The organism is Aequorivita sp. IT1183 (assembly GCF_058068265.1).
Map to the genome: position 1 here is coordinate 504,752 of NZ_JBYRHS010000001.1, position 13,642 is coordinate 518,393.

The following is a 13,642-nucleotide window of genomic DNA, read 5'->3' on the forward strand; positions in this document are numbered from 1 at the left end:
TTTATGGCACAGCAAAACTCATCGGAAGAGGTTGATTTAGGGTATTTATTTCGAAAATCGAATAATTTTTTAAAGCAATTGGCTAGAGCCCTTTTTCAGGCCATGGACTTTATAAAAAAGTACTTTATTATCCTGCTTGTTCTCGTGCTTATAGGTTTTGGATATGGATATTATAAGGATTATAATTCTGAAAAAATCTATGACACTGAAATTATCGTTATTCCAAATTTTGAGAGCGTAGATTATATGTACGGAAGAGCGGAGGCTATTAATATTAAAATAGCCCAAGGCGATTCAATCTATCTTAAAAATATTTTTGGCAACGATTTTAAAAAAATCCGATCCATTGAACTGAACCCCATTGTAGACATTTATAATTTTATTTCAAAATCGTATAGAAATTTTGATGTTTTAAGGCTTATTGCTGAAAACCAAGATTTTTCTAAGTATGCAGAAGATCTTGCAACTAGTAAGTATTATAAATATCACCGCATGAGTATTGCAGTTCGTGGAAACGAAGCTTCTAAAATTGTAAGCAAATTGCTCCAATATTTAAACGACAATGAACACTTTAAGGATTATCAAAAAATCTATAAGGAAAACAATGAGCTTGACATTAAGGAACATTATAATATGATTGCCCAAATTGACTCTGTTATGAAAATGAACGGTATTGCCAATAGTGGCGGTGCTAATGTTTCAATTAATAACGGAACCGATTTATTTAATCTTATTGACAGAAAAAGGCAATTGATAGAAGAAATAGTGGAACTTAAAATGCAGGCTATAGACTTTAACGTACCTATTAAAATGATAAGTGCCGATTATAATTTGGAGTCTAAAAAAATCTTTCAGGTATCAAATAAAATTAAATATCCCATATACCTAGTTCTCCTGTTTTCGCTAGTATTTTTCGTTATGTACGTCTTTAAAAATTTAAAAAAATATTCATCCCAATAATGGTGCTTTAATCATCGCATTTAGTTAAAAATATTTTTTTTAAAGAATAATTTAATGAAAAAGAAAAATCTAATCGTTTTTGGAACAAGGCCAGAAGCTATAAAAATGGCTCCCTTGGTTCAAAAATTTTTAAAGAACCCAAATTTTATCACCAAAGTCTGCGTTACCGCACAGCACCGTGAAATGCTAGATCAAGTTCTTGATTTTTTCGAAATAACTCCAGATTTCGACCTAGATTTAATGCGGCCAAATCAAAATCTGTATTCCTTAACGGCAACCATCATTGAAAATATGAAGGCCGTATTGGACGAGGTAAAACCAGACTATGTTTACGTTCACGGAGATACTACAACTTCTATGGCAGTTGGTATTGCAGCCTTTTATAGCGGCGCGAAAATATGCCACGTAGAAGCTGGTTTACGCACCTTTGATAGGCAATATCCTTTCCCCGAAGAATTTAATAGGCAGCTAACGGGAAAAATAGCAGATTACCATTTTTCGCCTACTGAACTTTCCAAGAAAAATCTTTTGGCCGAAAACACAAAAGAGGAAAATATTTTGGTAACTGGAAATACAGTAATCGACGCACTTCTATATGGAATTGATAAGGTCAATGCCGAAAACTTTAAAGACGCCGAAATTGAAAATTTAAAAACTTTTTTAAATTTTCAGAAAAAAATAATCCTGGTAACAGGCCATCGAAGAGAAAATCATGGAGATGGACTTATTAGTATTTGCGCTGCCCTGAAAACCATTGCAGAAAATAATCCGGAGGTGCAAATAATATATCCAGTTCACCTAAATCCAAACGTTATAGGCCCCGTAAATGAACTTCTTGGAGGCATCGATAATATATATTTAGTAGCACCATTGGCATACCCTGCATTTATTTGGCTAATGGAAAAATCCTATCTTATAATTACGGACAGCGGCGGAATACAAGAAGAAGCACCCAGCTTGGGAAAACCGGTTTTAGTTACTAGAACAACTACCGAGCGCCCAGAAGCGGTAGAAGAAGGCACTGTAATTTTAATAGGAACGGATGCCGAAAGAATTATTGAAGAGACTGGAAAATTATTGAAAAATCACGATTATTATAAGAGTATGAGCATGCTCCATAACCCTTACGGCGATGGGCAAGCAACGCAACGAATCGTAAATTATATAGAAGCATTAAAAGATGGAAAATAAGCCCACTGTTGTAATGATGGGGTTAGGCTATATAGGCTTACCCACTGCCGCTTTAATAGCGAGCAAAAAACTAAATGTAACTGGTGTAGATATTTCACAAAGTGTAATTAATACAATTAACGAGGGGAAAATTCACATTGTTGAGCCCGATCTCGACGGCCTGGTTCATCATGTAGTGAAGCAGGGCTATCTTAAAGCTTCCACAGAGCCAATTGCGGCAGAAGTTTATCTCATTGCGGTACCAACACCCTTTAAAGAAAATCATGTGCCAGACCTCTCTTATGTAGAGAGCGCGGTTAAAAAAATAATTCCTACGATCAGTAAAGGGGCTTTGGTTATTTTGGAATCAACCAGTCCTGTAGGTACAACCCATAAAATCCAAGAAATAATTTTTGCGGAACGCCCAGACCTAAAGGGCGAAATTTACATAGCTTATTGCCCAGAGCGTGTTTTGCCCGGCAATGTAATTTATGAATTGGAGCAAAACGATCGCGCAATAGGGGGAATAGACGACGCCTCTACCGAAAAAGCTGTTTGGTTTTACAAGCACTTTGTTAAGGGAGAACTACATAGAACCAATTCACAAACCGCTGAAATGTGCAAATTGGTTGAAAACGCATCGCGCGATGTACAAATAGCCTTTGCAAACGAGCTTTCCATGATTTGCGATAAAGCAAATATAAACGTGTGGGAATTGATCCGTTTGGCAAACAAACATCCACGTGTAAATATTCTTCAGCCAGGAACGGGTGTAGGCGGGCATTGTATAGCGGTGGATCCATGGTTTATTGTTTCTGAATTTCCGGAAGAATCTAAAATAATTCGCTCTGCTCGCGAAATCAATAATTACAAAACAGAATGGGCCATTGAAAAAGTAAAGAATGCGGCACTTCAGTTTAAAATTGCAAAGGGCAGAGATGCAACTATTGCGTGTATGGGCCTTGCATTTAAACCAAACATAGATGATTTAAGAGAATCTCCAGCGTTACACGTTGCAGAAGCGCTTAAAAATGATGGTTTTGCAGTTTTATTTGTGGAGCCTAATTTAAATAAACACAGCAAATACCCGTTAACTGAAACCAAAGAAGCTACAGAAAAAGCCGATATCGTTGTGTTTTTAGTCGCGCACACCGGGTTTCGCGGGCTAAAGTTAAAAGAAGATATAGAGGTTTTTGATTTTTGTGGCGTACTCAATTAATAATTTGAAAAATAAATGCTTGTAGAGAAGGTAAATTGGGATAGTGATTTTTTTGGCTATAATGTGGGCAAATTAGTACTATCTAATAATTCAGACTTCAACTGGGAAACATTTCAGAAAGCAAGCGAAGCATTTAAGTTGGTGTATGTTTTTTCCGAGAAAAAACTGAATTATGCACCCTTAAAACTAATGGATGAAAAGGTTGTATTTCAACACAAACTTGATTTTCCAAAAAACATAACTTCCCATAAATGCATAAGCTCTTTCAAATTTTCTGAAGAAGGCTATGAACAATTAAAACAACTTTCTTTGGAAAGTGGGCTATATTCTAGATTCAACCAAGATGAGAATTTTCGAAATGATGAATTTAAAAGAATGTATCTACAATGGATCGAAAATTTGGTTATTAAAAACGAAGCCTTTGAAATAATTGTATACTTAGAAGGCAACGATATTCTAGGTTTTGCATCTTTAAATAAGAAAGACGATACTATTGCAAATATTGGCTTAGTTGCGGTTAGTAATAACGCACGAGGAAAAGGTATTGGTGCCCTAATCATTGAAGAAGCAATACATAGTGCTGCAAAATATGGTTATAAAAGTGTTGAGGTTGTAACACAAATAGATAATCAAGCTGCCGTTGGACTTTATAAAAAATGCGATTTTAAAATAAAATCAATTACAAATATTTATCACTACTGGAATCTATGATACCTTTTAACAAACCATTTCTTTCCGGAAACGAACTTCAATATATATCAGAAGCTGTAACCTCTGGCAAAATTTCTGGAAACGGCATTTTTACTAAAAAATGCCAACATTTTTTTGAGGAAAAATTTGGTTTCAATAAAACGCTATTAACAACCTCTTGTACAGACGCGCTAGAAATGGCAGCGTTGTTAATCAATATAAAGCCTGGAGACGAAATAATTGTACCATCTTATACATTCGTTACCTCCGCCCTCGCTTTTGTGCGTGAGGGAGCTAAAATTGTTTTTGTAGATAGCAGAACAGACCATCCTGGAATGGACGAGCAGAAAATTGAAGCTGCCATTACCCCAAAAACTAAAGCTATTGTAGTTGTGCATTATGCTGGAGTTGCTTCAGATATGGATGTTATAATGGATGTGGCCCTTCGCCACAACTTGTATATTATAGAAGATGCAGCCCAAGGTATAGATTCATATTACAAACAAAAACCCTTAGGTGGCATTGGCCATCTAGGTGCTTTTTCTTTCCATGAAACGAAAAATATTATCTCTGGCGAAGGTGGATTACTGACTATAAATGATAAGAAATTTATGGACAGATCTGAGGTTGTTTGGGAAAAAGGCACCAATCGCTCTGCTTTCTTTAAAGGTGAAGTAGATAAATATGGGTGGGTAGATACTGGTTCTTCATTTTTACCTTCAGATATTATTGCAGCATTTTTATATGCTCAGCTAGAAAATCTAAAAACGATACAAACAAAACGAAAAATTCTGTGGAATACCTATTTTGAAGGGCTTCAAAATCTTCAAAAATCTGGAAAAATTACACTTCCCTCCATCCCCGAATTTGCCACCAATAACGCCCACATGTTTTACGTGGTTACTGAAAACCCGAAGCAACGCGATGGGTTGATTGCATTTTTAAAAGAAAAGGGTGTACATGCTGTTTTTCATTACCTTTCACTTCATAAAAGTTCATTTTATGAAGGATTATACGGCAAGACCGAACCCCTCCTTAACGCAGATAGATATTCCGAGAATTTAATTAGACTACCCTTGTTCTATGAATTAGAAATAGCACAAGTGGAATATATTGTACAGTGCATTTCCGATTTTTATAAAAATTAGTAACAACTTTGCCATAGCATCAATTAAATTCAAACCCTTTGAAAATACTTCATATAACTTCAGATGAAAAGTTTATAAATAGTATTTACTGGCAGTTCGAGAATGTTTTTCCGGGAAAAAATGAGTTTGTGGTTTTTTTGCCCAAAGGAATTACAAAGCCAAAATATGTCGCACTAGAGAATAATCTTCAAATAATTTCTGAAAATGCGCAGGGACTTGCACATTGCTTGAGCACGATTAATAAGTTCGATTTAGTTATTTTTCATGGCTTGATGTACTTCCAAAGCTTAGTTTTTTTGAAATCGAAAAACCCTGAAAAATTTGTTTGGTTTTTTTGGGGTGGTGAACTTTACGACAATCCGGCCGCGAATTTTGCCAGTACAATGGGAGCCAAAACGATCAAAACCCAAACCCGTGAAAGTATTAAGGGTAAAATAAAAAAGGCTATAAGACCCTTCTATTATCAATTAAAACATGCCTCCCTAACTCCTGAAAAATCTGTTTTAAAAGCTGCGCGGCAAATAAAGAATTTTGGGGTAATCCACGAAGAAGAAGTGGCGTTGCTGCAATCAAAACAGTTATTGCGCAAAGATGTAAGGCATATTAAGATGTCTTATTACCCAATTGAATATATCTTTAAAGGAATTGAGAATAGCACGGTTACACAGCAAAATATACTGGTGGGCAATTCCGCTTCCCGAACGAACAATCATTTGGAAGCTTTCGAGATTTTAAAAATGATGCCATTAAACAATACTAAAATAATTGTACCGGTAAATTATGGCGATATGAATTATGCAGATAGAATCGTAGAAAATGGAAAGAGCCTTTTTGGAGAAAATTTTCACCCTATTACTACATTTCTGCCTTTACAGGAGTATAATACATTTATTGCCCAATGTGGCATTGTAGTGATGAATCATTACAGGCAACAGGCCATTGGTAATATTCTGGCAATGTTGTGGATGGGCGCAAAGGTATATTTGGATGAAAAAAATACATTTTATCATTATCTAAAAAGAAAACAGCTTCATATATATTCCATAGAAAAAGATTTGCGCCCAGAGAATACGGAAGCTTTGACAAATCTGGAAACAGAAAAAGTTGCCCATAACAGACAAGTTTTAACGACCGAAATAAGTTTTGAAACCTTAGAGACAGACCTTCAAAATCAATTGACAGCAATAGTGAATGAGTATTAGCAAACAGGCAATAAACGGTGTAAAATGGACCACGGTTGCAACCGCGACCATTGCTATTTGCATGTTGTTGAAAATTTCAGTTTTAACCCGGTTTTTAGATAAGGCCGACTTCGGGCTAATAGCACTGGTTACCTTTATTCTCGGATTTATGGATTTGTTTATGGATATGGGCATAACTTCTGCCATACTCCACAAACAGAATATACAAAAGAAGGAATATGCAAGCTTATACTGGCTGAACGTAATTTTTAGTTTAATCCTCTTCGTGCTAATTATTGCATTAAGCCCCCTTTTAGCAGGTTTCTATAATGAGCCATTATTGGTGCCGCTTATTACCCTTATGGGAGTGGGCATCATCTTTTCGGCCGTTGGAAGGCAATACAAGACTATTTTACAAAAGGAAATTGAATTTAAGACCATTGCCTTGGTAGAAATTATTGCCGCCGTAATATCGTTAATTTTGGCTATTGTATTGGCCATAGAAAATTTTGGCGTCTATGCCCTAGTTTATTCTGCCTTGGCGCAATACTTTATTAGCAATGTTTTGTTTTTTATTATTGGGATAAAGAAACAGCCTCTATTGTTTCATTACAATTATGCAGAAACCAAACCTTTTTTAAAAATAGGAATATACCAGGTTGGAAGTCAGGTGGTAAACTATTTCAACAGAGATTTGGATATTTTAATTGTAGGGAAATTTTTCGGAACAGATTTATTGGGTGGCTATAGCCTTGCGAAACAACTTGTATTTAGACCTGCCCAAATATTGAATCCAATTTTTACACGCGTTGCCAGCCCAATTTTGGCAAAAATGCAGAGTGATATTCAATTACTAAAAACAAATTATTTAAAACTGTTGAATGCCGTTAGCAGCATCAATATTCCAATATATACGGGTATTATAATTTTTGCGCCACTAATAGTTACCATTTTATACGGCGAGCAATACCTCAACATTGTTCCCGTGGTTCGGATACTTAGTATTTATATGATATTTAGGGCCATCGGAAACCCTGTGGGTAGCCTGGTTATTGCTACCGGAAGAACAGATTTGGAATTTTTCTGGAATGTTTTCACGCTAATCTTTTTGCCAATTGCTATAATTCTTGGCGCACAATTTTCAATAGAAGCGGTAGCAATAGCAATTACAGTTGCAATGGCAATATTGCTGGTGCCAAGTTGGCGGTTTTTGGTTTATAGATTAACGGGTGCCTCGCTCAAGGAGTACCTAGTTGCTATAATCCCAAAGTTTAAGTATGCTGAAATAAGGGCACTTTTAAAAAAGAAATAAACGTACCAATTAAATTATAAGCTAGCTATTTTCACTAATCAACAGCCTCATATTCTAATTCTATTATTACATTTTGCTGAGGGATAGTTATTTTACTCGGATAATTAGCAGCATTGTATTCATATTGAAAAGTAGTGTACACCTCCCCGTTCACTTTATATTCTGTGGGATTATTTGTATTGTTGAAATTATAAAAGTGTGGAATTTGGTTTAGCCAAACTAATTGGATTGGAAAATATATAAACCCACCAATGTCCCTAGCAGCATGCCCATAAATACTCGGTAGATATCCACTTCTATAGGTATGCCAATTATTGGCCTCATCATAGGTTATTTCTGTAACATTAGAGCCATTGGTTAATTTGGTTAAATTGCCATTATCATATTCAAAATAGACTCTATCTACGTGTGAATTATCTATATTAAGACAGGTATACTTTGTAATATTGTTATTGCTGTCAATTTCAAGCGTTACTTCATAATTAGAAATATAGATTTCTGGTGGACCGCCATCGAACAATTCGTAAGTATGTGTATATCTATAATTTAAAGGGGCATCAAATTGGAAGTCGGTGTCCGAAAGAATATCTTCCCCAGTTTGATGTCTTGTAAGACCCGTCAAGGTAGTATTGGAATACTCGTAAGTTGATCTAGCCGATGGATTTCCTGTGGCATCCCTATAACGGGAATATTCGGTTAGAATCTTGTTGTTTTGATTGTAAGTAAAGTCAATGTTTGTATATCCTGTTGGGCTGGGGTCGCCTCTATAGGTTAATAAGCCCTGAGCGTTATAATTCAATATAAATTCATAATTACCCTGACTATAACTTTTAAGCCTTAAATTAGTAGTGTTATCCGAAGTGTTTGGATCATCTTCGCTGCAGGCTACCACAAATAATAGTAATGCCAATGACCATATTAAATTATAGGTTTTTGAAGTTTTCATAATTAATATGTTTTGGGGCTAAGACTTTATAAACTTTTTTGTGATGGATTTTCCCTGAAAAGAGGCATTTAAAAAATATAATCCAGAAGCTAAATCTGAAATATCCAACGTAGTATTTGACGTTGTTCTAATTAGCACACCCGTGGTAGTGTAAATTTGAATAAGTTCCGGAGTTTCTTTGGCTTTGATAATTAAAATATCTCTTGCAGGGTTAGGAAATAAATCGAAAGTTGCTAAATTTTGTTCGTCAACCCCAAGTACACATTCTTCACTAAAATTTGCTGTTGTATCTTTGCACCAACCCACCATAGGATCGCCACGGTAACACTGTCTGTTATTTGCATTTACAACATTATCAACTTTTATACATTGAAGATTTGGATTATTTTCCGCATCCATATATGGCATATTTATATTATTACCATTTTTAATATTCAAATATGTTAATTGATTATTATAACAATCTAAAGCAATTAAATTTGGGTTTTGACTGAGATCTAAATGCGTTAGGTTTGCATTACTAAAAGTTATGTATCTGAGTTTAAAATTTTGGGTCACATCTATGTTAGAAAATTGAGTATCTTTAAAACTAAGGCCTTCTAGATTTGAGTTTTGACTAACATCTAGACTGGTTAATTGTGTTGAATCACAATGTAACTTTTTAAGACTGGAGTTGTGTGTTACATCAAGAGTGGTCAATGGGTTTATAGAAACCCATAACTCTTCCAAGTTTGGGTGCTGAGTTACATCTATATTCGTTAATTCATTGTGATAACAAACAAGCAACTCCAGATTCAAGTTCTGCGATATGTCTAAATTCGTTAATTGGTTCCATGAGCAACGTAATTTTTTTAGGTTTTGGTTTTGTGAAATGTCAAGGACCGTCAATGAATTGTCGTGACAGTTTAAATCTTCAAGATTCACAAAACTTTGAATACCATTTAAGGCTTGTATTCCTTTGTGTTCAATAGTTATTATTAGAGTAGCTTCAGCTTCAGTTACTTGTATTTCTCCATCACCATTTGTATCAATTATTGGCGAATGGTTCAGTAATGCGTTTTTAAAATTCGCATCTGGAATATTCACGATTTGGGCTTGAGCAATACTGCTTATAAGGAATAGCGTAATTATGTAGTAAATCTTCATTTTGATTTTTTTTTGATTAATCTTTTAAAACCTTTTTGACTACGGTTCCTTTACTAGTTTGGATTTTTAAATAATATACTCCAGCGGAAAATGATTTAAAATCTATTTTCTCAAAATTATTATATAACGTTTTAAGTTTTTTACCAAATATGCTGAAAATGGTTAGCTCTTTAATATACAATCCATTTGTAGTCTCTATGTTTATAAAGTCAATTATGGGGTTAGGATATACTGCTAAATTTAGAATTGAAAAGTTATCTTCCACCCCCATCAATTCACATTCTGTTTGCCCTTCCTCTTCTACATAAATAGTAGTAGGATCAATATCGGTCCAGTTTATCGTACTATAACTACAATCGTCAACATAAATATACGGAAGGTTTGGGCTGTTTATTACTACAAACTCTTGAATTACGGTATTATTACCATTTCTTATATCAACTTTTACCAAAGTATTATTTTGACCAAAAAGGCGAACTTCCCTCAAGTTTGGATGATTTGACAAATCTAATTCTGGAAAAGAATTTTCGCCACATGTTAAATACATCAAACCTATATTGTTGCTTAAATCTAAACTATTAATAAGATTGTTAAAACAACTAAGTTCCGTTAAATTTGTATGTTGACTAAGATCTAATGCGGTTAATTGATTATTATTGGCCGTCAATGCGCTTAGATTAACATTTGGATGCAAAGGAATATTAGAAAAATTATTATTACTTGCATCTAATGTTATTAAACTAGAAAAATCCTCTAGTCCCGTAAGGTTATCAATATTTTGATATTGGATATTTAAAAAATTAACATTTGAAATATTACTAGTCAACACATAATCGTCTAGAATATCATCAAATCCTAAATCAATTAATCGTTGCTCAAAATTGTCGTCAGGCACATAAGTAGTTTGCGCATATACTGTTAAAAAGGGCATAAGGATAATTAGGAATACAAACTGAAGTCTCATTATATTTAAAATTTAAATTTGAAGATACTAAATTTTATATACTCCGTAGAATAAAGCTAAATGGTATTTTTTTCCATCTTTGGAAAATTGAATTGTGCGGTCCTTTATCTGGATATTAGAAACAGAATTTTTGTATAATTCAGATTATACCTAAACCCCGGAAGTTAATCTATTGCAGACCTTTCGCTTTTTCACCTATGGTAAGTGCGTAAGTGAATATTGAAGCCTAGATATGGAAATTTCTTTTGCCGTAATTTTGTCATTATCACTGAATGATTGTTCAACGGACTTAATGTTTTTTGGAAACAAAACCGTTATTACATTATTCTATTAAATACGCTGTAATCGACTTTGTCATCCCCAAAAACTTTTCTTTGTAGATTTCAGAACTGGGAAACAGTGCTTTCATTTTCTTTTTTGAAACAAGAATTATTTGCTCCGCCTGATCTTTTGCTTCTTCAGTAGAAATTTTTGTACCTCTGGAAAGCTTCGTTTTACTCAGCACAAAAACCTTTGCTTTTTTAGGTAGAAACTGAAAATAGGGCAGTAAATAATGAGGTTCTACAAAGAAGTATTTATAGGGTGTTTGTATATAAAAATTCTTCCCTACTCGTTGCACTTCCTCTGCCATTCGAATCTGATTCTCTTGGGTGTAAAGATGTTCAATGACCGAATTAGAAAAAACGAGATCAAATTCTTTATCCTTAAATTCTGAAAGATTGCAGGCATCTCCTTTAACCGAAATCATATTGGAATAATGCGTATCGAATTTGGTAAGATTTAAAAGAGTAATCTGCACATTCGGTTTTTTATCATAGCCCCTATTTACCCAAAAAGATTCTGTACCCCCTACGTCCAGGATGGTTATGGTTTGGTTGCCTTCCAGTTTTTTTAGTTGCCCTTCAAAAAAGGCAAATCTTTTATTCCTAAAGCGGTTTGCAAGTGAATTTTTATTGTTGTAGTTGGCTAGATCATTTATAAAGGACATGTATTTGAAATTTTAATGTGAAAGCACTAGCTGATAAAGAAAAGAAATTTTTATAAATATTTTAAACAATTTTAGGCAAAAAAAATACGGTTACCTCATTTTAAAAATAGATTTCTTGCCGTCTTTTATGAAATGTATTGAATTCCCATGAATAGTACAGTTTACAATGGGCGTTTTATATAAGTCTGATTGTATTTCAATTATAGTAATTAGCTTATTACCTTCTTTTCGCACTTTTACCTGTGGTATAGGCGTAAGCGAATATTGAATCCTCGATCTGGAAATTTCTTTTGCCGTAATTTTATCATTATCGCTAAATGATTTTACAACTGCCTTAATGTTTTTTGGAAACAAAACCGTGGCACTATTCTCTGAAATGGTAACATTTAAATTCGCCTTTTCACTAAAATTAAATTGTTGGCTTATACTTTTAATGAGATTTGCATCTTTGGATTCTGCCCAATCCTCGAGCACAATAACGTTCGGTTTTATAAAATACAAATTGCGTTTTACTTCTATAGAATCATACATATTGTGTTCGGCAGAAATTATGTCTATATCGTCACTTGTATAATATCCCGTAAGTTTTGAATATTGGCCCTCTTTACCCAATTTATAATCCGCATCGTTAATAGCAATGGAATTATGTGCAAAAACTGATGTTAAAAAGGGCCTATATGTATTTTCATATCCATAATAACCTTGATCTGTAAGAATATCAATTCCAAGTGTTTGAAAGATGAATTGTAAATCATCATTGTGTTTATGGGTCAGGGAGTAATAATTTGCAAAAAGTGCTACATAACTGCTGTCATCTGCTTGAGTGCGTAACGTAGCAATGTTGTTTTCAAAATTAACCATGGATGGCAATCTTTTGCCAGACATAACGTTTAAAATGCGTTGGTCATTACCAAAACTTTCTGCCAAATGTTGGTTTAAATACTCAATTTCACTATCGCCCCAAATAGGAAAAGTAAGGTCTGGCTTCACCAATTGCAAGAGCACATCATTCTTTTTCAATAATTTAAGCTGAAAAGCAGGGTTGATATCTTTTTTTTCAATAAGGTCTATTATTTTACGGTCCAGATTGTGATTAAAGATGTGGTAAGTTGTGGCATGTTCTTTTGCCAAACCACTATCATCAATTATATAATCAATATTTTTTAATGTACGGGTAACAGTGGGCTCGTAAATAGCTTTGTATAATTGAGTGTTCGCTTTTGTAATTTTTGCCAACGCCAAAAGACTTCTATCCATTATCAATGCATGGTTTGTAGGTTGGTAATTCTTAGGATCCAGCATATACGTGGCATTGAGCGATAGGAGATCAAAAGCCTTTTGAATAAATTCAGTATCTGGATCATCCTGTTCTAATTCATTGTACAAAGTTTGTAAAAGATGTCCCGTCCGCATGCCCACTGTTCCCATTTCCCAAGTTTGATCTGAGGTTTTTTCCTCGAGAGATTTGTGTGCCGCTACATAGCTTAAAACATAGGCTTTCGCTTTTTCGTGATATTGCTTGTCGCCATAGCTGTGGTAGGTATGATTTAAAATAGATACAAAAAATAGATTTTCAAAATACGCTTGCCAACTAGCATTATTCTCTGGATTTTCTGTCCATGTAATTTTATTTAGAGGAATATATTGGGGTTTAAAGGAATGTAAAACAACTAATGAATCCTTTAAAATTAAATCTGCATATTTTTTCGTTTGGATGGAATCATAGGGCACGGTTCTGGGTATTTCATCAAAATTTATCGATTCCGAAATATCATACAAACTAAGGGCGTAGTTTTTTTCACCCAAACGGATTTCAATAGCGGTGTCTTTTAATTTTTCGGTTCTTGATTTATTACAGCTTAGAAAAAGCAGGGCAAGAAAAAGACACATTATAAATTTACTAATTTTCATAGATGTT

General features: G+C 34.2%; 12 protein-coding genes. 7 read left to right on the forward strand and 5 right to left on the reverse strand.

The features are described 5' to 3' along the window. Positions 1–3: 3 nt before the first annotated feature. The 7 genes from AC3RVF_RS02210 to AC3RVF_RS02240 are packed head-to-tail and all read left to right on the forward strand — an operon-like array spanning position 4 to position 7,680. Positions 4–960: a hypothetical protein gene (locus AC3RVF_RS02210; RefSeq protein ID WP_489690269.1), complete on the forward strand. Its 957-nt coding sequence runs from the start codon at positions 4–6 to the stop codon at positions 958–960. A 54-nt stretch (positions 961–1,014) separates the two neighbouring features. Beyond that, positions 1,015–2,151 (forward strand): non-hydrolyzing UDP-N-acetylglucosamine 2-epimerase, encoded by a 1,137-nt coding sequence (wecB, locus tag AC3RVF_RS02215; protein WP_489690268.1) that lies wholly within the window; start codon positions 1,015–1,017, stop codon positions 2,149–2,151. Beyond that, positions 2,141–3,349, forward strand: a complete 1,209-nt coding sequence (gene wecC, locus AC3RVF_RS02220; protein WP_489692635.1) for a UDP-N-acetyl-D-mannosamine dehydrogenase — start codon at positions 2,141–2,143, stop codon at positions 3,347–3,349. Before wecB ends, wecC begins: the two co-directional genes overlap by 11 nt. Positions 3,350–3,364: 15 nt before the next feature. Next, positions 3,365–4,060, forward strand: a complete 696-nt coding sequence (locus AC3RVF_RS02225; protein WP_489692636.1) for a GNAT family N-acetyltransferase — start codon at positions 3,365–3,367, stop codon at positions 4,058–4,060. Continuing rightward, positions 4,057–5,187, forward strand: a complete 1,131-nt coding sequence (rffA, locus tag AC3RVF_RS02230) for a dTDP-4-amino-4,6-dideoxygalactose transaminase (protein WP_489690265.1) — start codon at positions 4,057–4,059, stop codon at positions 5,185–5,187. Before AC3RVF_RS02225 ends, rffA begins: the two co-directional genes overlap by 4 nt. Positions 5,188–5,225: 38 nt before the next feature. Continuing rightward, entirely contained in the window at positions 5,226–6,389 is a 1,164-nt protein-coding gene (locus AC3RVF_RS02235; RefSeq protein ID WP_489692637.1) for a TDP-N-acetylfucosamine:lipid II N-acetylfucosaminyltransferase family protein, read from the forward strand. Next, the gene (locus tag AC3RVF_RS02240) at positions 6,379–7,680 is read left to right on the forward strand and encodes an MOP flippase family protein (protein WP_489692638.1); all 1,302 of its coding nucleotides are present in this window, start codon (positions 6,379–6,381) and stop codon (positions 7,678–7,680) included. The genes AC3RVF_RS02235 and AC3RVF_RS02240 overlap by 11 nt, the downstream gene beginning before the upstream one ends. 34 nt (positions 7,681–7,714) lie before the next feature. Here AC3RVF_RS02240 and AC3RVF_RS02245 read toward each other — a convergent pair whose 3' ends face one another. The 5 genes from AC3RVF_RS02245 to AC3RVF_RS02265 all read right to left on the reverse strand — a co-directional run bounded on the left by AC3RVF_RS02245 (position 7,715) and on the right by AC3RVF_RS02265 (position 13,635). Then, on the reverse strand, positions 7,715–8,626 hold the full coding sequence (locus AC3RVF_RS02245) for a hypothetical protein (protein ID WP_489690262.1): 912 nt from the start codon (positions 8,624–8,626) through the stop codon (positions 7,715–7,717). An 18-nt stretch (positions 8,627–8,644) separates the two neighbouring features. Then, a complete protein-coding gene (locus AC3RVF_RS02250) occupies positions 8,645–9,772 on the reverse strand; it encodes a T9SS type A sorting domain-containing protein (protein ID WP_489692639.1) in 1,128 nt (375 codons plus the stop codon). Positions 9,773–9,788: 16 nt separating this feature from the next. Beyond that, positions 9,789–10,703 (reverse strand): T9SS type A sorting domain-containing protein, encoded by a 915-nt coding sequence (locus AC3RVF_RS02255; protein WP_489692640.1) that lies wholly within the window; start codon positions 10,701–10,703, stop codon positions 9,789–9,791. 355 nt (positions 10,704–11,058) lie between these two features. Continuing rightward, positions 11,059–11,724, reverse strand: coding sequence for a methyltransferase domain-containing protein (locus tag AC3RVF_RS02260; protein ID WP_489692641.1), 666 nt, complete (start codon positions 11,722–11,724; stop codon positions 11,059–11,061). A gap of 90 nt (positions 11,725–11,814) precedes the next feature. Next, entirely contained in the window at positions 11,815–13,635 is a 1,821-nt protein-coding gene (locus AC3RVF_RS02265) for a heparinase II/III domain-containing protein (protein ID WP_489692642.1), read from the reverse strand. Positions 13,636–13,642: the final 7 nt, after the last annotated feature.

Bases quoted from the DNA above. Each gene is read 5' to 3' on its own strand.
- AC3RVF_RS02245 (WP_489690262.1), bottom strand. From the start codon at position 8,626: ATGAAAACTTCAAAAACCTATAATTTAATATGGTCATTGGCATTACTA.
- AC3RVF_RS02240 (WP_489692638.1), top strand. From the start codon at position 6,379: ATGAGTATTAGCAAACAGGCAATAAACGGTGTAAAATGGACCACGGTT.
- AC3RVF_RS02260 (WP_489692641.1), bottom strand. From the start codon at position 11,724: ATGTCCTTTATAAATGATCTAGCCAACTACAACAATAAAAATTCACTT.
- AC3RVF_RS02265 (WP_489692642.1), bottom strand. From the start codon at position 13,635: ATGAAAATTAGTAAATTTATAATGTGTCTTTTTCTTGCCCTGCTTTTT.
- AC3RVF_RS02255 (WP_489692640.1), bottom strand. From the start codon at position 10,703: ATGCCCTTTTTAACAGTATATGCGCAAACTACTTATGTGCCTGACGAC.
- AC3RVF_RS02225 (WP_489692636.1), top strand. From the start codon at position 3,365: ATGCTTGTAGAGAAGGTAAATTGGGATAGTGATTTTTTTGGCTATAAT.
- wecC (WP_489692635.1), top strand. From the start codon at position 2,141: ATGGAAAATAAGCCCACTGTTGTAATGATGGGGTTAGGCTATATAGGC.
- wecB (WP_489690268.1), top strand. From the start codon at position 1,015: ATGAAAAAGAAAAATCTAATCGTTTTTGGAACAAGGCCAGAAGCTATA.
- AC3RVF_RS02210 (WP_489690269.1), top strand. From the start codon at position 4: ATGGCACAGCAAAACTCATCGGAAGAGGTTGATTTAGGGTATTTATTT.
- AC3RVF_RS02250 (WP_489692639.1), bottom strand. From the start codon at position 9,772: ATGAAGATTTACTACATAATTACGCTATTCCTTATAAGCAGTATTGCT.
- rffA (WP_489690265.1), top strand. From the start codon at position 4,057: ATGATACCTTTTAACAAACCATTTCTTTCCGGAAACGAACTTCAATAT.